The sequence below is a fragment of the Thalassospira sp. MCCC 1A02491 genome, assembly GCF_001613785.1.
GTDB classification, from domain to species: Bacteria; Pseudomonadota; Alphaproteobacteria; order Rhodospirillales; family Thalassospiraceae; genus Thalassospira; species Thalassospira povalilytica.
Genome location: NZ_LPVX01000005.1, coordinates 185,560 through 204,543 on the forward strand (window position 1 = coordinate 185,560; position 18,984 = coordinate 204,543).

General features: G+C 56.3%; 18 protein-coding genes. 7 read left to right on the forward strand and 11 right to left on the reverse strand.

Features of this window, described 5'->3' with window-relative positions; translation table 11 throughout:
• Positions 1–31 precede the first annotated feature (31 nt).
• On the reverse strand, positions 32–1,036 hold the full coding sequence (locus AUQ42_RS03575) for a 2-keto-3-deoxygluconate permease (protein ID WP_068517605.1): 1,005 nt from the start codon (positions 1,034–1,036) through the stop codon (positions 32–34).
• Positions 1,037–1,246: 210 nt separating this feature from the next.
• Between AUQ42_RS03575 and AUQ42_RS03580 the strand changes: the two genes are divergently transcribed.
• On the forward strand, positions 1,247–2,035 hold the full coding sequence (locus AUQ42_RS03580; RefSeq protein WP_068517607.1) for a DeoR/GlpR family DNA-binding transcription regulator: 789 nt from the start codon (positions 1,247–1,249) through the stop codon (positions 2,033–2,035).
• Complete coding sequence (locus AUQ42_RS03585) at positions 2,028–3,065, forward strand: four-carbon acid sugar kinase family protein (RefSeq protein ID WP_068517609.1); 1,038 nt, start codon at positions 2,028–2,030, stop codon at positions 3,063–3,065. Before AUQ42_RS03580 ends, AUQ42_RS03585 begins: the two co-directional genes overlap by 8 nt.
• 97 nt (positions 3,066–3,162) lie before the next feature.
• Here AUQ42_RS03585 and AUQ42_RS03590 read toward each other — a convergent pair whose 3' ends face one another.
• Together AUQ42_RS03590 and AUQ42_RS03595 are read right to left on the reverse strand one after the other, a co-directional pair.
• Positions 3,163–3,588: an organic hydroperoxide resistance protein gene (locus tag AUQ42_RS03590; protein ID WP_068517610.1), complete on the reverse strand. Its 426-nt coding sequence runs from the start codon at positions 3,586–3,588 to the stop codon at positions 3,163–3,165.
• A gap of 148 nt (positions 3,589–3,736) precedes the next feature.
• On the reverse strand, positions 3,737–4,780 hold the full coding sequence (locus AUQ42_RS03595; RefSeq protein WP_068517611.1) for an alpha/beta hydrolase: 1,044 nt from the start codon (positions 4,778–4,780) through the stop codon (positions 3,737–3,739).
• Positions 4,781–5,198: 418 nt separating this feature from the next.
• Between AUQ42_RS03595 and AUQ42_RS03605 the strand changes: the two genes are divergently transcribed.
• Positions 5,199–5,654, forward strand: a complete 456-nt coding sequence (locus AUQ42_RS03605; protein ID WP_082817715.1) for a MarR family winged helix-turn-helix transcriptional regulator — start codon at positions 5,199–5,201, stop codon at positions 5,652–5,654.
• 88 nt (positions 5,655–5,742) lie between these two features.
• On the opposite strand, the gene AUQ42_RS03610 is transcribed toward AUQ42_RS03605, so the two are convergent.
• From AUQ42_RS03610 to AUQ42_RS03620, 3 genes are all read right to left on the reverse strand, one after another.
• Complete coding sequence (locus AUQ42_RS03610; RefSeq protein ID WP_082817710.1) at positions 5,743–7,806, reverse strand: methyl-accepting chemotaxis protein; 2,064 nt, start codon at positions 7,804–7,806, stop codon at positions 5,743–5,745.
• 228 nt (positions 7,807–8,034) lie between these two features.
• Positions 8,035–8,454: a DUF1801 domain-containing protein gene (locus AUQ42_RS03615; RefSeq protein ID WP_068517616.1), complete on the reverse strand. Its 420-nt coding sequence runs from the start codon at positions 8,452–8,454 to the stop codon at positions 8,035–8,037.
• Entirely contained in the window at positions 8,454–8,867 is a 414-nt protein-coding gene (locus AUQ42_RS03620; RefSeq protein ID WP_068517618.1) for an MAPEG family protein, read from the reverse strand. The genes AUQ42_RS03615 and AUQ42_RS03620 overlap by 1 nt, the downstream gene beginning before the upstream one ends.
• A gap of 422 nt (positions 8,868–9,289) precedes the next feature.
• On the opposite strand from AUQ42_RS03620, the gene AUQ42_RS03625 reads away from it, so the two are divergent.
• On the forward strand, positions 9,290–10,882 hold the full coding sequence (locus AUQ42_RS03625; protein ID WP_068517621.1) for a lysine--tRNA ligase: 1,593 nt from the start codon (positions 9,290–9,292) through the stop codon (positions 10,880–10,882).
• A gap of 122 nt (positions 10,883–11,004) precedes the next feature.
• Here the strand turns inward: AUQ42_RS03625 and AUQ42_RS03630 are convergent, their stop codons facing one another.
• Positions 11,005–11,871, reverse strand: a complete 867-nt coding sequence (locus tag AUQ42_RS03630; RefSeq protein ID WP_068517622.1) for a LysR family transcriptional regulator — start codon at positions 11,869–11,871, stop codon at positions 11,005–11,007.
• 167 nt (positions 11,872–12,038) lie between these two features.
• Here AUQ42_RS03630 and AUQ42_RS03635 point away from each other — a divergent pair, with 167 nt between their 5' ends.
• A complete protein-coding gene (locus AUQ42_RS03635; protein ID WP_068517624.1) occupies positions 12,039–12,788 on the forward strand; it encodes a hypothetical protein in 750 nt (249 codons plus the stop codon).
• 81 nt (positions 12,789–12,869) lie between these two features.
• On the opposite strand, the gene AUQ42_RS03640 is transcribed toward AUQ42_RS03635, so the two are convergent.
• Both AUQ42_RS03640 and AUQ42_RS15865 read right to left on the reverse strand, forming a co-directional pair.
• A complete protein-coding gene (locus AUQ42_RS03640; protein WP_068517626.1) occupies positions 12,870–13,925 on the reverse strand; it encodes a hypothetical protein in 1,056 nt (351 codons plus the stop codon).
• 67 nt (positions 13,926–13,992) lie between these two features.
• Positions 13,993–14,271 (reverse strand): hypothetical protein, encoded by a 279-nt coding sequence (locus AUQ42_RS15865; protein WP_068517628.1) that lies wholly within the window; start codon positions 14,269–14,271, stop codon positions 13,993–13,995.
• 102 nt (positions 14,272–14,373) lie between these two features.
• Here AUQ42_RS15865 and AUQ42_RS03650 point away from each other — a divergent pair, with 102 nt between their 5' ends.
• Positions 14,374–14,964, forward strand: coding sequence for a TetR/AcrR family transcriptional regulator (locus AUQ42_RS03650; RefSeq protein ID WP_068517630.1), 591 nt, complete (start codon positions 14,374–14,376; stop codon positions 14,962–14,964).
• A 622-nt stretch (positions 14,965–15,586) separates the two neighbouring features.
• Complete coding sequence (locus AUQ42_RS03655) at positions 15,587–16,177, forward strand: DUF4136 domain-containing protein (protein WP_068517631.1); 591 nt, start codon at positions 15,587–15,589, stop codon at positions 16,175–16,177.
• Between the two features lie 108 nt (positions 16,178–16,285).
• Here AUQ42_RS03655 and AUQ42_RS03660 read toward each other — a convergent pair whose 3' ends face one another.
• Complete coding sequence (locus AUQ42_RS03660) at positions 16,286–17,161, reverse strand: branched-chain amino acid aminotransferase (protein ID WP_068517632.1); 876 nt, start codon at positions 17,159–17,161, stop codon at positions 16,286–16,288.
• A gap of 133 nt (positions 17,162–17,294) precedes the next feature.
• Positions 17,295–18,984: ATP-binding protein (locus AUQ42_RS03665; RefSeq protein ID WP_156480816.1), on the reverse strand; the 1,690-nt coding region annotated here is incomplete at its 5' end.

Below are 18,984 nucleotides of genomic sequence, written 5' to 3' on the forward strand. Positions count from 1 at the left end.
TTTTACCTTCTTTTATCTGCGTGCCGGGTGATCAGGCGGTGGTTTCGCCCGACCCGGTTGTGGTTTCTGCCTGCTGGTCGGTCATCCCGGTCAAGTCGGTGCGGCGAACAAGGAACGAGATATAGATCGGCAGCAAAATGGCCGTTGTCACGGTCGATGCCGCGACCTGAACGGTTGCAAGATCGGCCAGCTGACCAAACAGCGGGTTGGCCGCCGCAATCGCCATCGGGGTGGCAACAGCGTTACCGGCGGTCGATCCTTCGGACGCGCCGACAATCGGGTTCCATTTCATGACACGGAACACGATATAGCCCGCAGTACCGGTAACAAAGACCGTCAGGATACCGATCAGAATGCCGGCAAGGCCGCCTTCGATGATGGCCTGGAAATTGATGCCCATGCCAAGCGCAAAGGCAAAGAACGGGATCAGCATGTCGCTGCCTTTGGCAAGGAATGCGCGCAGTTCATGATCAAGGTTGCCAAGCACCATGCCAACAACAATCGGCAGCAACACGGCAACAAACGAAATGATCGAGAAGAAGCCTTCGACAAAGCCCATCGCACCAAAGACTGTCAGTGCGATCATGGTCAGGAAAGGACCGTCATTCAAGGCAAGGATGGAATAGGCAGCCTTGTCATCGGCGCGTCCGTACTGACCGACAATCGCGACATAAAGTCCGCCGTTCGAGTTGGTCATTGCCGCGATGATGGCAATCGGCACCATGCCAAAGAACAGGCCGCCACTATCGGCCATGGCATAGGCCAGAAGACCGACCGCAGCACCGGCAATCCATTTGACAACCAGAAGGGTCGCGCCCTTGGCGGCCGCCGTTCCGACATTTGACAGGGTGATCTGCGCACCTGCACAGAGCAGGAAAAGTGCGATCAGTGCGCCAGCACTATTGACGAAAAGGGCCTCGGTGAAATTGCCGATGCGCAGCAGGTCCGGCGCAAAGGTATTGATGGTCGCGCCAAGCAAAAGCGGGACAATCATCATGCCGCCAGGAATGCGTTCGAGTGTGTGTTTGATTTTCATGGGTTCCTCCCGAAGGACCGCTGTGGGGAAATTAATTTCCCGATTGATTTTGATTGATCGTGGGAGAAATTGACACTAAATGGAATTTATTGGAAGAAAATATTCATAAAAATATCCAAAATTTGTATCCGTTGGGTGATTTTGGAAGATATTGGCTCGTCTTGGCGTGCGGAGATGTGCTAACACAAAGAAAAAACCAAGGAGGCGTTCATGTTGCCAGCCAAGCGACGTGCCAGAATTATCGAATTCCTGCGCCGGGAGGAAATGGCGTCACTCAAGGAGCTGGCCGAACGGCTGGACATGTCGGTGTCCACGATCCGGCGCGATGTGGAATATCTGTGTTCCACCGGGCATCTGACACGCACCCATGGCGGGGCGATGATGAATGTCAGCGACCGCAAGGGATTCGAACCCGAAGCCGCGATTTCATCCGAACTGGAAAGGGATGCCAAGAACCGCATCGGCCAACGCGCGGCTGCACTTATTCAGCCCGGTCAGACCGTTTTGGTAGATAGTGGAACAACCACCCTTGCCGCGGCACATGCCATGGTCGAACGCGATGTGCCTTTCACCGCCTTTACGAACGATCTTTCAATCGCGTCAGTTTTTTCCCAAAGCAACACGATCAATACCTTTGTCGCGGGCGGGAATGTGCGCCCCGGGTCATCTACATTGCTGGGGGCGTCGGCCGTGCGCATGATCGAACAGCTTCGCGCCGATGTTGCGATCATCGGGGCCCACGCGGTTTCAAACGATGGTCTTTCCGACAGTTCAATCGAACTGTGCGAAGTCAAACGCGCAATCATTTCGGCGGCGGAATTCGTGGTTCTGCTGGTCGACAGCAGCAAGTTTTTCAGCCGCAGCTTCAGTCTGTTTGGCGGTCTTGAGGAAATCGGACTGATCATTACCGATGACCGGATCAGCCCGGACATGCTCAAGGAACTGAAACAAAGAAACATACCGGTCGAAACGGTATCGCAAGAGGTGCCCAATGAGTGACGTGCGTATTCTGGCCGATGATTTGACCGGTGCACTTGATGCCGCAGCCCCGTTTGCATCGCCTGATGCGCCGGTGCGCCTGATTTTGTCGGATGGCGGAATGCTAGGTGCCAAGGTGACGATCAGCAGCGAAAGCCGCGATCTGCCCGAAGATCAAAGCCGGGCCGCGGTCGGGCGAGCCTATCAGCTGCTTGGCGATGGCGGGGATAATGTGAACCGCACGGGTCAGGATCGGGCCCTGTGGTTTAAAAAGGTCGACAGTGTCCTGCGCGGCAATTCGATCCTTGAAACCATCGAGATGATGCGATGCGGGGCATTTTCGACCTGTATCTTTGCACCGGCCTTCCCCGAAATGGGACGCCGTACACGCGATGGCATGCATGAAGTGCGGTCCGGCAATGACTGGGAACCGGCATCGGTCCATGATTTGCGCCAGGCGTTTGCCGATTTTGGTGTCGAAGCACAGATATTTTCACCCGGGAACCCGGTCAAAGGCGTTGTGATCGGCAATGCGGTGACGCAAGCAGATCTTGATGTGCTGGTGGCGCGCTGTCGCGATGTGCCCGACATCCTGTGGGCGGGAAGTCGCGGACTTGCACAGGCACTGACCCCGGAATTCACAAGCCGCCCGCAACCGCGGTTATCCGTCATTGTGGCGGGTACGGCCCATCCGGTGACCCGAAAACAGATTGCAAATGCCGTGCGTCACGGTCTTGGATCCGTCGCGAACGGGCCGGTCCTGCTTGATCCGGTACCGACGGCAAAAAACGCCGAGGAAACAGTCGCCGCACTGATGGAAGAGGTCCCGAAACTTTCGGTGCATCCGGGAACCGGTCTCATGGTGATTGGCGGGGATACATTGTCGGCCATTCTGGCGGCCAGCGGCGCACAATCAATGGAATGTTTTGGCGAAGTCGGGCCGGGATTGCCGGTGTCGCGCATTCTGGGCGGACAGTTTGACGGTGTCGATATCGTGACGAAATCCGGTGGATTTGGCGACGAAGCATTGATCGAACGCATGATCGCCTGAACACGCCATAAAAAAGGCCCGGTGCGGGGGACACCGGGCCTTGCAACGCCGATCAGCTTTCGGGGGGAGTGCCGATCAGCAGGGGGGAGCCTTGTGATCAGGCAATGACCGATTTGACATCGACATTGCCGCGCGTTGCATTCGAATACGGGCAGATCTTGTGGGCTTCTTCGACCAGTTTTTCAGCCTCGGCCTTATCAAGGCCCGGAAGCGAGACGGTCAGGGTGACGGCAAGGCCAAAGCCGCCGGCCGAACGCGGGCCGATCCCGACATCGGCGGTCACGGAAACATCGGCCGGGATTTTCGGGCCGCCCTGAGAAGATACGAATTTCATCGCACCGATGAAGCAGGCCGAATAGCCCATGGCAAACAGCTGTTCGGGGTTGTTGCCGTCGCCACCCGCACCGCCAAGTTCCTTGGGCGTGGTCAGCTTGACATCAAGCGAGCCATCAGCCGTTTTGGCGCGACCATCGCGGCCACCGGTTGCAGAAGCTTGTGCGGTGTATTTGACATCTACAGACATGGTTTTCATCCTTTGTTTGAACCGTGTTTCAGTTCTGGTTGACGACCCGGCTGTCCATCGCATCTTCTTGCATATGTCGCCGGGGGTGGGCAGGCGCAACCGCGCCTACCCGAAAGAGAGTGTGAAGGTTTCGTGTCAGACCGGTTGATCATTTGCCATGAAGGGCCGTGTGCAGGTACTGGGCAGCCTGGGCAATCGCGCCTTTGGCGGCCGGGGTATCGGCAAGGGCATTAAGCATGACAAAATCATGGATCGTTCCGTTATATCGGGTGACCGTGACATCGACGCCAGCCTGGAACAGTTTGCGGGCATAGGCTTCGCCTTCGTCACGCAGCACGTCATTTTCAGCGGTAATCACAAGAGCAGGTGCCTGTCCGGAAAGCTGTTCGGCGCTGGCATGGATCGGGGTTATTTTCGGGTCCTTACGATCAACGCCTTCGGGCAGGTACTGGTTCCAGAACCATTCCATTGCCGGTTTGGTCAACCATGGGCCATTGGCAAAGGCGCGATAGGAGCCATTGTCAAAATCGGCATCGGTCACCGGATAGAACAGGACCTGGGCGGTGATCGCCGGACCTTTGCGTTCCTGGGCCAGAAGCGAGACCACAGCGGTCATGTTGCCCCCGACACTGTCACCGGCAATGGCAAGGCGGGTCGGATCGATATTAAGCTGTTCACCATGTTCGGCGACATATTTGGTCACGGCGTAATCCTGTTCGATGGCGATCGGATAACGCTGTTCGGGTGAACGTTCGTAATCGACAAAGACAAGGGCAGCATTGGCGCGCACGGCCAGTTCCCGAACCAGGCGGTCATGGGTGCCGGTATCGCCCATCACCCAGCCAGCGCCGTGGAAATAGACAATCGCAGGCAGGCGATCCTGATTTCCGGCCGGGCGGATGATGCGGACTTTTGTCTGGCCGGTCGGGCCGACGCCAAAGACGGTATCGGTAATATCGACGGCCGGTTTGGCAATTTTGCCGGACTGGGCACCGGACAGAACATTGCGGGCCTCGGTCGGGGTCAGGGTATAGATCGCCGGGCCGCCCGATGCTTCCAGGGCATTGATGAAGTTCCGGGTGGTCGGTTCAAGAACCGGTTCAGCAAAAGCAGCAGAAGAGGCAATCGCGGTCGAAAAGGCCAGTGCAGCAGATATTGCGGCGGTGGCAATTTTTGATTTCAATGGGCTCATGGGTCTGTTCCTTTGATCGGCCCGGTAGCGGGCGCTGTGTGTCTGTGTGGAATTATGTATCGTACACAATTAAATCGTGCACGATATAAAAAATGAAATAGCAGGCATGCAAATGAATCGCTTGTAATTAAATCGTGCACGATATAAATTGTCGGGCTTTGTGTTTCAGGCCGATCCGGATTGCACCGAAGGTTTCGTGAAGCAAACGGCAGAAAGTTTAAGAAAAAAGCAGAAAAACCCGCAGGACACCGGCAAGAAAGCCGAAGGTGATCCTGTGATGTCGCCCAAAGGCCGGGCCGCGGGTTTGACCATAACCGCCGCCCGATATATGTCAGGGCACCATATATACAGATGTCAGGACACCGTGCGGTGATCTGACAAAGACGCGATGCCCGACAGTTTCAGACAGGATGAACCGATGAAAGACACGTCCAAGGAAGACTTTTTGCAGCTTGAAAAGTTTCTGTGCTTTTCGGTTTATTCGGCAAGCCATGCCTTTAACCGGATCTATAAGCCGCTGCTTGACCAGATTGGCCTGACCTATCCGCAATATCTGGTGATGGTCAGCCTGTGGCAGGAAGACGACCAGTCGGTTCGCAGCATCGGTGAAAAGATGTATCTGGAATCCAGCACCCTGACACCGTTGCTTAAGCGGCTCGAAGCCAATGGTCTGGTCATGCGCAACCGTGATCCCAATGATGAACGGTCTGTGCGCATCCGCCTGACAGAACAAGGCAAGGCCTTGCGCGAAAAGGCCGAAGAAATTCCGACCTGCATTCTTGAGGCCACCGGCCTTGATATTGAAACTGCCAAGCGCCTTAATCGCGACTTGCGGGCATTGCGCGATCAGATCGAAAAACCGCGCCGCGCCTGATCATCTGGTCTGCGCAAGTGTCGGCACACCAAAACGGGGCGGTCATATGACCGCCCCGTTTCACCACCACTCCCAATTCATTTTATGATTATGCAGCCTGTTTGTTGTGTGTGGTGAGTGTATCGATATGGGCGCGCATCACCGCAAGATGGTCACCATCAAGCGGGAATTGCAGGATGCTGTGTCCGTCTTCATGGCGGGCAACACGGGCATTGATCGGCTGATTGATGCCATCAATCACCAGTTCGACCACTTCGCCCGGACGCAGATCCGGTGACGGCGAAATCCGGACATGGGCACAGGAAATTTCCGACAGGGTGATGTTCATCGCCTGTTCGCCAAACGTGATCCTGCCGCCGACATTGATGTCATGGACGCTGTAGGTATCGTCATGAATGTCGGAATTCTGTACCGCAGCCAGGAAAATATCGACCTCGCGGCTCAGAAGGGCGGCTTCTTTGGCGGTGGTTTCCGCAACGGTGTGGACTTCGGATGCATTGCCGCTGACATCTTCGACCTGACCGCGGATTTCACCCATATTGCCGGCCACCCGTGTCGCGCTTTCCGATACAAAGGTCACGTTACGCGAAATTTCGCGGGTTGCGGCATTTTGCTGTTCGACGGCCCCGGCGATACCGGTGACATATTCGTCGATGCTTTCGATCACGGCAGCAACATCGCCAATCGCACGGGCCGAACGGTCGGCGACTTCCTGAATGCGGGTGATGCGCTGGGCGATTTCATCGGTTGCGTTTGATGTTTGTTTGGCAAGGGTTTTGACCTCGCCTGCGACCACGGCAAAGCCTTTGCCCATTTCACCGGCACGGGCGGCTTCGATGGTGGCGTTGAGTGACAGCATGCTGGTCTGTTGCGCGATCGAGGTGATCAGGCTGACCACTTCGCCGATTTCGCTTGCCACTTCCTGAAGGTTTTTCATTTCTTCGCGCGAGACTTCGGAATGGCGCACGGCATCACGCGACACATCGGTAAAGTTCGAAACATGGTTCGAAATTTCTTCGATCGATGCCACCATTTCCTCGACCGCGGAACTTAGCGAACTTGCATTGCCCGAAGATTGTTCGGCTTCGGTGGCGACCGTCAGGGCCAGGTCATAGGTCCGGCCCGAATTGTCACGCACACCGCTTGCACGGTTTACCATGCTTTCGGAACTGTTGAGGATACGGCCGAAAACCGCACCGATCGAGGACCCGAACACGCTGACCAGATGGTTGCGTTCATCCTGGCGGCGCATTTGAAGAGCATCGATTTTCTTTTGTTCTTCTTCAAGTTCGCGGGCGCGGATCATGTTGGCCTGGAACACTTTCATCGCATCGCCGATATCGGCAACCTCGTCGCGATACTTGCTGGCCGGGATCGGGGTATCGAGTTTTCCATCAGCCAGCGCGCCAAGTGCCGACGTCAGGTTCTTCATCGGGCCGGAAATGCTGCGTCCCAGCAGAACCGACAAGATGATGGCAAGCACGGTCGCCGCACTTGAAAGGATGGCGATCATGGTCTGACCGCGAATTTCATCCTGAAGGGCAACTTCCATCGAGGCACGGGTAAAGGCGGAAACTTCCGAAAGAAGGGCTTCGACTTCGTGATCAAGGACGCTTTGTTCTTCCTCGACCTTGATGACGGCCTGCTCGAACGTGGCGGCGTCATAATTGCCGGTGGTGACCTGATCAAAGATTTCCTCGATATGAAGTTCATAATCGAGATGTTCTTTTTCGATCCGTTCAAGCGCGATCAGGACTTTTTCAAACTCCGTGCGCGCCGCATCACTGAGATCACCGGCCAGGAAATCCTTGACCATCTGATGGGCGGTGGCGATTTCGTCGTCGGTCAGGTGGGCGACTTCGGTGAAATGCGCGCGCACGGACTCAAAGGTTTCGCTTTTGTCATGGGCGGAAATATTGGCGATCCGCAATGCCTTTTCCATCAGGATGGCCTGTTCAAGCTGATGCTGCGTGATTTTTTCCAGAATACCATTCAGCGGCAGGTCGCGATGGGCGACTTCTTCGAGCTCATGCCCGATAACCGACATGGTATAGACACCCACGGCACCCAGAATGCCGATGAACACGACCAGCATTCCAACCAGACTGTAAAGCCGGTGCGAAATACGTAAATTCCTGAAAACGCTTGGCATTGACCTTTATCCCCGATGTAGTTCTATCTGTAAAAGTATAGGAAACTACCCATAGGTATATAATACCATAGAATAGGAATATACCCTCATATGGGGAGGTATTTGTCCGCACTCATACAACCACGCACCGCCATCGCGCGGCACACGGGCGTTTCAGGGGTATTTCAGGCGTTTTTTTGGGGTGTTTTTTCAGGCTTATTTTTTAAAAACCGGCTGTATGTCGCGCCATCAGGCGCGCTTTTTGCGGTCCAGATGATAGGTCAGCGCCCATCCCAAAAGGGTTCTGATCGCATTTTCAGGAAGCGGCTGATCAAGGGCGAAGATGACCGCGCGATTGCCCGAACAGGTCAGTTCGGGGTGCAAAAGGCTGCGGGCGCGGTCAATCAGGTCGGTTTTGCAATCCAGGAAGATCATCACCTGATCGGGTGTCTTTTCCTTCCAGTCGGCACGAATGGTGGTGCCCGATCCAGATATCGGGCGCCAGGCCGGTTCCCCCCATTTCAGGCTTTCTTCAATCGCACCAACCCCGTCCAGCCCGGCAGCCACATCATGGATCATGTCGCGGATCCGGCTGATCTTGTCACGGGCCGGGGCGGGGAAATGTGCGATTTTTGCCGTTATGGCGGGTGATTTTTGGTCAATGCCCATCACATGCCAGCAGCCATGGTCAGATTGCCAAATGTCTGAACCAGCAACCAGATACCACAAATCACCATGGTGGCATGTTGCATCACCATGGCCGGCGGGATCAGCCGTTTGCTTGACCAGTTCAGGGTCCCGATTGCATGCATGATGCGTGCGGCAATCAGAATGATCGCAACCACCCAGATAATGTCAGACGTTGCCAGAACGGCCTCGAGCGCAAGCACAAGCAGGGTGCAAAGCGGTGCATTTTCAATGAAATTGCCATGGGCACGAATGCGCCGGCGCAGGATGCGGTCATCACCATCACCGGTCGCGATCCCCAGATCACGGCGGCGCAGCGACACAAACAAACTCAGCCCCGTAAGCATCAGGGCGAAAATCGCAACGGTACAGACGGTCACAGGAAGGGGCAGCATTGGCAAATTCCTTGTCTGATGGCACAGGATGCAAAGATCACGTCCCATACAACCATGCATTCGGGTTGCTATCAACAAAATGCCGGTATCGGGACGCTGGCCACCCCGAAAAGATCGGGGCTTTGCAATGATCTATCGGGAATGTGCGGCAATTATCGGGCAGGTTCGGGAAAGCCGGGCCGATGTGGCTGTTGCGCCCGGGGTCGGGCGGGGCTGGTGCGGGGCAGGGACGGGGCAAACGGGTTTGCATGAGGTCGCAGGCATGACGAATTCCGCGATTATTTGGCAGCCATGCGCAACAGATGCTTGATCTTGGGCGGTGGTGAGGTATAGCTTCGCGCACGCACGCGATCCGGGTGATCTGCCGTGCATTGGTTTTCCACGTTAATTTAACGATCCAACTGACAAACAAGGTTTCAAAAATGACAGCCGATCTTCGAGATGCCGCACTTAACAGCAACGTCTGGGCTTTTCAGGAAGCCAGCAAGCTGGTCAAGCGGTATAAACAGAAGGCGCCTGAAAAGGGCTATGTCCTTTTTGAAACCGGTTATGGTCCGTCGGGTTTGCCCCATATCGGCACCTTTGGCGAAGTCGCGCGCACAAGCTATGTCCGCCGCGCGTTTGAAACCATGTGCGATATCCCGACCAAGCTTTTCTGCTTTTCCGATGATATGGATGGCCTGCGCAAGGTGCCCGACAATATCCCGAACAAGGACATGGTCGCCCAGCATCTTGGCAAGGCGCTGACATCCGTTCCGGACCCGTTTGGCACCCATGAAAGCTTTGCCCATCATAACAACGCCAAACTGCGCGAATTCCTTGACGGGTTCGGGTTTGAATATGAATTCAAATCTTCGACCGAATGCTATCGTTCGGGCATGTTTGACGATGCGTTGCTGCGCGTTCTGGAACGGTATGACGCGATCCAGAAAATCATGCTGCCGACCCTTGGCGAAGAACGCCGTGCGACCTATAGCCCGTTCATGCCGGTCGAACAGGACACCAACAAGGTCCTGATGGCCAAGGTCACCGAACTGAAACCCGAAAGCGGCACCATCGTTTACGAACATCCCGAAACCGGCAAGCTGGTCGAAACCCCGGTCACCGGCGGTCATTGCAAATTGCAGTGGAAGCCCGACTGGGCGATGCGCTGGTATGCGCTGGGTGTGGATTACGAAATGGCCGGCAAGGACCTTATTCCGTCGGTCGAACTTGGCAACAAGATCGTCAAGGCGCTTGGCGGCACCCCGCCGGAAGGCTTCAATTACGAGCTGTTCCTCGATGAAAATGCCCAGAAGATTTCCAAATCCAAGGGCAATGGCCTGTCGGTTGAAGAATGGCTGACCTATGCGCCGGAAGACAGCCTGTCGCTGTTCATGTTCCAGAAGCCGAAAACCGCAAAGCGTCTTTATTTCGATGTCATCCCGAAAACCGTGGATGAATATCTGACCTTTGCCGAGAAGCTCAAAACCGAAACCGATCCGGCCAAAATCCTTCAGAACCCGGCCTGGCACATCCATGCCGGTACGGCCCCGGATCGCGACATTCCGCTGTCGTTTGGCATTTTGCTGAACCTGGTTTCGGTGTGTAACACCGATGACCGTGATCTGCTGTGGAAGTTCATTTCGCGTTATGCCACCGGTGCAACCCCGCAAAGCGCGCCGTATCTCGACAAGCTGGTCGGCTATGCGATCAACTATTATCGTGACTTCGTCAAACCGACGAAGAAATACCGTGCCGCCACCGAGGCCGAGCAGGCAGCCCTTCGCGATCTGCGCGATGCGCTGTCGAAAATCGAACCGGGCACCGATCCGTCAGACATCCAGACCGAAGTCTTCACGGTTGGCAAAAACCACAATTACGAGAACCTGCGTGACTGGTTCAAAACGCTTTATGAAATCCTGCTGGGTCAGGAACAGGGCCCGCGCATGGGCTCCTTCATTGCCCTTTATGGTCTTGAAGAAAGCGTTGCCCTGATCGACCGCGCCTTGGCCGGCGAAGATCTGGGGGCCTGATTTCAGGCCGACCGTTACCAAACATGACAAAGGCCCGCATCGTTGTGATGCGGGCCTTTTTGTTTTGGGGCTGGCTGGTCTCTTGTAGATGCACCTGCCGCCGGTTGCGTTCAGGTTGGCTGTCAGCACCGGGTAAATTCGGCGATCAGTTCATTGGTTTCCGGTCTTGATATCTGATGGCGATAGCGCAGGGCGACCACATCGCGCGTGATTTCCATATCGCGGATCGGCAGCGATACCAGATCGTCCCCCGCCGGAATTGCCGTTGCAGGCAAGATCACGGCCCCGGATCCCTGACGCGCCAGTTCAATCAACCAATCCACCCGATTGGAACGATAGGCCGCATACAGCACATGCCCCTGATCGGCACAGGCGGCATGAAGGGTATCGCGCATTTCGCAATTGGGCCGGTCCAGCATGTTGATACTGGCAAGATCGCCAAGTGAAACGCCATCGCACCGGGCAAGCCGATGATGGGGGGCGACGACAAGTTTATAGTCCTCACGATAGAGACTATCTATGCGATATAGCGTCGGACTGGCCGGTTGGGCGGTGATGACAATGTCAAAATCGCCATCACGCAGCCCGGAAAACAACCCGTCAGCCGGTGCGATGATCAGTTCGATTTCGGCCTGTGGGATGCGCGTTCTGAACCGTTCGACCGCCCTGGAGACCCTGTTATGGCCAATGGTTTCGCCGATGCCGATGCTGATCGGGACCCTGTCTAATCGGGTATGGCGGATGGCGTCGGCCTTGGCTTCGATCGTTTCGGCGAGAACCCGGGTCAGGCGCGGTTTGACCAGTTTGCCAAGCGGTGTCAGCCGGCACCCGGCCCGATCGCGGATAAACAGAGGCCCGCCCAATTCATCTTCAAGCTTTTTGATCGCAGTGGTCAGGGACGGTTGCGACACGTTCGATGCATTTGCCGCATGGGTGAAGTTGCGATGTTCGCATACCGCCAGAAAATAGCGGATCTGGTTCATCTCCATGACAGTCTCCCGGTTTTGTCACCTTTGACAGGGTCTTCCGATCAATAACCATAGTCAATGGCTATCGTAAAATAGGGCATCGGAATTGGCGCAGACCCGGCACGTCATGGGACAAGTGTGGCACGGGATAGGCCCCGGTTAACCACCAATATTCAGGAGATCTGACCATGAAAGCTGCCATCCTTCCAATCGTTTCGGCTTTGGCCTTTGTTGTGGCCGGCATGCCGGTTCGGGCACAGGAAAATGCCGCCGATCACCGTACCGCCAGTTTTATCGAAATGCCGGCCGCACCCGGTCAGGCCGATGCCTTTGCCGAATTTCTGGCCGATGCCGCGCCACTGGTGAAACAGAGCGAACCGGGAACCGCCCTTTGGTTTGCGCTTAAGGCGCAAGACACGCCGCAAGACAAGCCACAAGAAAGGCTGGCAATCTTTGATGTCTTTGTTGATGCATCGGCGCGCGATGCGCATTTTGCCGGTGCTGTGGCCGCGGCGCTCAAAGACAATGCTGACAATCTGGTTGCGGGTGGCTGGGATCGCGGGGTTGTTGCCAATATCCGCAATGCCGACGTGCTTTCGACCAAGGATGCCACCGATCTTTACAGCGCAAAAACCGCAACATTCATCATGATCGAAGCAGCACCGGGGCAAAGTGACCAGCTGGCGGCCCTGTTGCGTGCGGCCGGGCCGATTGTTGCGAAAACCGAACCGGGGACCCTGTTCTGGGCGGGGGTGCAGATCGACAAGACGACCTTTGCCATCTTTGACATTTTCGCCGATGAAGCCGGCCGTGCGGCGCATTTTGACGGGCAGGTCGCGGGACTGCTGATGGAAAAATCGGGCGATCTTGTCCGGGGTGGCTGGACGGACGGGGTTGTCGCCAATGTCCGGAATTATGACATCCTGGCGATCAAGTGATGCCGCTTTGCCAACCGGATCACGATATGCCAGATAACAAAGGCCCGCTTCATAATGAGGCGGGCCTTTGGTTTGCAATGCCTAACTTGGCGGAAGATAGCGCCGCCAGGCATGGGTTTCGAACGGGGCAAGAATGGTTTGACGGGCTTTTTGCCAGCCAACGCCAAATGCCATGACCAGCCCGCCAATGATAAAGCAGACCAGAACAATGGTGATCGACGGATCGATGGAAACGCCTTCGAAACCGGATTGCAGCAAGTAGCCGACATAGATCAGCGCGCTGATGATCGGGGACCGGCGATCAACAATCAGCGAAAACAGCATGGCAAGAACAATGACCGGCACCATCACCCAGGGTGATGCGTCAAAGGCAATGGCGACCGAATGGATGGTCATCGGTGCGCCCATGACATAAAGCCAGAATGCACATTCCGCCCAGCCATTGATGCGATCAGGATCGCGACTGTCGATGAAAACCCCAAGCCCCAAAAGCAAAAGCCCGGTTGCGGTGATCAGGTAATGCAAATAGCTGCCGATGGCCGGGCCGACGGCGGCGGTCAATGCCGACCACAGGACGCCAAGGATGCCGGCGGCAATCAACGCAAAGGAAACCGGCAACCGGTAACGCAGGAAAAAGCCGACCTGAAAGGCAAAGCCGATCACCGAAACCACAACAAGCACATTGATCGACCGTTTGCCGAAATCAACGACATCATCCAGCCCCGACATTTGATCGGGCGTGCTGGTCAGTGACATATAGATCGCAACCGCATAGAGCATGATGGTCACGCCAAGCGATGCCATGATCGCAATCGATGGCAGGGTCGCCTTGAGCTTGCCGGCGATATATTCCGCCAGCACCACGTAACCGGCAATCGCGACAAGCGGTGCCACCCAGAATGCCGGACTTGCGGTAAGCATGCCCCAAAGAATGAACCAGCCGATGCTGAGTGCGACAACGCCAAGGGCGATGAAAATGTCATTCATGCCGCGAAACAGGGTGAATTTCTCGGTCTCGGCGGCTTCGTGCGATTGCGCGATCAGGAAGCTTTCCAGTCTGGCAAAGGATTCTTCGCTGATGACGCCAGCCGCGATGGCGTTCCTGATTTCAGCGATGGAAAATTGTCGGTTTTTCATGGGGCGCGTGGTTCCGTTGGTTTTTAAAGTCCGGACGCCTTGTTGATAGCGCCCAATGCCGACGGGATCAATTTTTACGAAATATCAGAAAAATCGCAATTTCACGTGATGCGGTTCCGCTGTGGTTGCGGTGCAGTTTTGCCACAACGCCGGGTGGGGCATGGTTTCCTAAGCGTCGCGGATGGCGCATTGTCGCCAGGGTGTCGTCGCCGGGATGTTCTTTCCGGCACATCGTTGCCGGAGCACCGTGTTCGGGACATCGTTTTTGGGCGTGGTTTTGGCATCGTTTTTTTTTGGCGTGGTTTTCAAAGGCATCGTCTTTGAGGCCGTTTGGGGAGCGCGGCAACGACCAATCTCCCCTGCGTCGCGCAACCGGATGGTCGGCATTGACGATTTTTTATTGATTTCATGCATAAGTCAGTTAACTGACTTTAGTGGGACTGAATTGATGGCAGGCAAACTGACTTCCGGGGAAAAGCGCCAGAAACTGGCGCGTGCGGCGATGAATGTGATCTGGCGTGACGGGTATCATGCCGCCACCATCCAGGCCGTCGCCGACGAGGCGGGCCTGCCGGCCGGGGGCGTGTTTTATCGTTTTCCCAAAAAGCACGATCTTGCCCAGGCTGCCCTTGAAACCATGGAAAACGAGTTCACGCCGCTTTTGGCCAGCATCGCGCCCAATGGCACGGTGCGCCAACGGCTGTCGATCTTTTTTGACTATCTTGATGCGATGACCCCGCGCCGGGTCAGCCATGGCTGCCCGCTGGCAAGATTGATGCTTGATCTTCCGGCTGACGGGGCCTTTGACCCGGCGCGTCAGACCGGGCAGGCGGTGTTTGACGGTTTGATCAATTGGGTTGCCGGGCAACTCGCCAGGGCCGGCATGGCCGATGAACGCGCAAGGACCGAAGGTCGCCGGATGATCCTGCGTTGGCAGGGGGCGATCATCCTTGCCCATTCCATGGCCGACCGCGCGATCCTTGATGATGAAATCCGTGACCTGCGCGATACCGCCAACCGGCTGATCGACGGGGCGTAAAGGGGCTGGTGGACGCGGCAGGGTGTGTTCGAGGATACCAACTGCCCGGGGCGTAGTGCTGCGGAGCATCAGCGCCACGGGACCTTAGTACCACCGCACCGCCGCACCACAGCACCGCATCGCAGCGCCACAGCGCCTCCATGCCCTGAGCCAACACGGCGAAGTGGCCGGGGATGGCCTGCACAGCACACCGGGCGGTTGCTACCGGTTGGATCCCGCGCACCGATTATGTCGGTTGCCCAAGCCCAAGCCCAAGCCCAAGCTCACGCCCACGCCCACGCCCACGCTTAAAGCTCGCCGTCGGAAGCGCGAAGCCAGAAGTTTGAAACCCCACGCTCCACGCTCCACGCCCAAAGCCCCACGCCCCAAGCGTGCGCCCTTAAGGCCGGATCCGGGATGTTTATCTGACTGCGCCGGTCACCCGGCTTGCCGAGTGCCATCAAACCCGGGCGAGGCTGGGGCTGTTGGGTGGGCGCACCGAAGCGGGCGCAATTGATCGAAAAACACATACTGTCAGCATGCGCTTACCATTATTTTGGCAATTTATGATGGTGTAATTCCTGTTGTGAAACGTCATAGTAAGTAGCCAGAAAAGGCCGCAACAGGACAAAGGATACGGGACATGACAAAGATGAAACTTGTCATCGCGGGCGTGATGGCCCTGATGCTTTCGGCATGTGCCGCAAGCGGTCCGCGGATTTATACCGATGTTGATCCGGCTGCGGATTTCAGCCAGTTCCGCACATTCGCCTTCATGGAAGAAGCGGGCAAAAACGCCGAGGCCCAGTATCAGACCCTATCGGGACAGCGGATCGAGGATGCGATCAGCACCGCCCTTGAGGCGCGCGGCTATCGGGTGGATATCCACAATCCCGATATCCTGATCAACTTCCATCTCAAGACCCAGGAAAAAACCCGAAGCTCTCCGCCGGTTTATGTTGGCGGCTATTACGGATATCGCAGCGGCATGTATGTCGGCTGGCCGGGCTATGTCGAGCCGGGATATGTCGATACCTATACCGAGGGCACGCTGACGGTTGATATGGTCAATCGCCGCACCAATCAGATGGTCTGGGAAGGCACGGCTGTTGCGCGCGTCACAAGCTCGGTACGCGAAGCCCCGAACGAAACGGTACGCAACGCCGTGGCATCAATCTTTGCGCAATATCCCTATGTCGCGGGCAGTGGCGTTGCCGTGCCACCGGTACAGTAATCCAACTGTTCGCCGACAAATTGCCAAGAAGAACCACCAAACAGAAAAGGGCCGGAAAACCGGCCCTTTTTAGTCGATATTGCCTTGTGGTCAGTCGGCGCTGGATGATCAGTCGGCACTGGCGGCGGTAAAGGCCATGTAAAGGTCCTGGGCGCGGCGCGTGATCGGGCCCGGTTGCAGGTTGCGATCATCAAGTTTGACGCATGGTGCGACCTTGTAATAGTTGCCGGTGCCAAAAATTTCGTCGGCGGCTTCGAGTTCCTCGTATTTGCAGGTTTTCTCGACCACCTCGACACCGTCTTCACGCAAAAGCGTGATCACGCGCTGGCGGGTCAGACCATTGAGGAACGTACCATTGATCGCCGGGGTATAAACCGTGCCATCCTTGGCAAAGAACAGGTTGGCATAGGAAAATTCCGCAACATTGCCAATCGGATCAAGCATCACGCCGGTGTCAAAACCGGCATCGGTGGCCTCGGTCACGGCACGGCCGACGTTCGGATAAAGACAGGCGGCCTTTGCCTCGGTCGGTGCACTTTCGGGTGACGGACGGCGGAAGCTTGATTTGCGCGCGGTAAAGCCGGTTTCGATGGCGGCCGGGATTTCGGATACCGAAATGCACAGAACGAATTGCGCGCTATCGGGGTTCGGGGCCAGGAAACCGTCGCCACCATAGACAATCGGCTTGATATAAAGGGCCAGTTCCGGATCAAATTTCTGAACGCCGTCCTTGACCAGGGCAACGATTTCATCGGTGGTGATCGACGGTTTAAGCCCCATCAACTGCGCCGAACGCAGCACACGCGCACAATGCGGATAAAGATCGGGCATCTTGCCATTCATGCGGCGCGCCCCGTCAAACACGGTCGATGCCATCCACACACCATGGGTCTGCGGCCCCATGATGTTGGGGTTACCTTCGTACCATTCGCCGTTATACCAGGTCCAGGTGGTGGGGGTGCTGTCTGTGGCGGCGTGACCCATTCTTGTACTCCTGATTATTCTTGGTGGGAGCCGGGGACTGGCCCGGCTTTGCCTGTGGGGCGGTCAAATCCGGGCGTCAGAATAGGGTTTTTGCCCAAGGCGGGTCAAAGAAAACCTTGCGTGCGAATGGCTGCTATTCGTCTTGTGAGGACAGTGCTTCCCGGCGGCGGATCAGCATTCGGCTTTCGAGGCGCATCAGTTCGCGATTGATTGCCTTGATATCAAGCGGTTTGGTGCAGTGGGCGTCAAAGCCCGCTGCCCGGAATGTCGCAAGGTTGTCGTTGGAAATGTCGGCCGTCAGCGCAAGGATCGGGATGGTTGCCTTGACCGGGTCTTCAAAGGCCCGGACCTGGCGGGTGGCTTCGACACCGTCAAGAACGGGCATGTGAATGTCCATCAGGACCGCGTCAAAATCATCTTGTGCGAGTTTTTCAAGCGCATCCTGCCCGTTTGCGGCCGGGGTGATGGTGTGGCCCTGCTGTTCAAGGAGCTTCTGGGCCAGAATGCGGTTGATTTCGATATCTTCAACCAGAAGCAGGTTCCAGCCGATCACGCGTTCCTTGTCCTGACCGTCAATATCCTGATCTTCGGTTTTTTCGATGGCGGCGACCGCCTCGGCCGAGCTGCGCGGAAGCGTCAGTTCAAACCAGAATTCACTGCCGCGACCTTCGATGCTTTCGGCTTTGATCTTGCCACCCATGGCCTTGACCATGCGCTGGCAAATCGCCAGTCCAAGCCCCGTGCCGCCATAGCGCCGCGAGGTCGATGTATCGACCTGGGCGAAGGCTTCGAAAATGGTTTCAAGCTTGTTCGACGGAATGCCGATGCCTTCATCACGCACGGAAATGCGGAATGACAGTTCATCATCGGTCACCGATTTCGGGGTCACGGTCAGATGGATGTTGCCGAACTTGGTGAATTTGATGGCGTTGGAAACAAGGTTGGTCAGAACCTGTTTGAAGCGAACCGGATCGCCAATCACCCAGCGCGGAATGTCTGCGGGGATTTCCAGATGCAGCTGGTTTTCCTGTGCCCGTGCCGGGACAAGCATCATCGAAGTGACTTCTTCGCAAATCCGGTGCAGATCAAAGGGTACTTCTTCAAGAATAAGACGCCCGGCCTCGATCTTGGAGATATCAAGAATATCACCGATCAGCGACAGCACATGCCGCCCGGCCCCGCGAATGGTTGCCAGATAATCACGCAGCGTATCGACCGAGAAATCCTTGTCGAGATTGTCGCTGGCAAGCTGGGTATAGCCAAGGATAGAGGTCATCGGCGATCTGAATTCGTGGCTCATATGGGCGATGAATTCGGATTTTGCCCGGTCGGCCTGCTGTGCCTGGTTCATGGCCCGTTCGGCGGCCTCGCGGGCGTCTTCAAGTTCCTTGGTGCGGCGTGCGACCAGATCAACGACGTATTTTTCCGTGCGGTTGAGCGAGCGCAGGTAAATCAGCAACAGGATGCTGACCATGCTGCCAAAGACAAAGATCGCCCAGGGCTGCCAGTAATACAGGCTGGCAAATCCGCTATGGGACGGATGCAGGACAATTGTCCAGTCGCGATAGCCGAATGTGAAGTTCGAGACATTCGGATTGAACGGGGTATTCAGTTCCGAGCGGATATGCTCCGCGGCGTAATCGGCCTGACGGTTGGTATAGATCAGCTGATCGTCGCCTTCGGATTTCAGGTCAGCCAGGTGAATTTCAAAACCAAGCGGGATGCGTGCAACCCGGGCCGCGCGGGTGATCATATCGGTCAGGCGCAACACCCCAACCGCCAGCCCAAGCGCCGGGCCATTGGGGTTGCGGCGGTTTTTCACC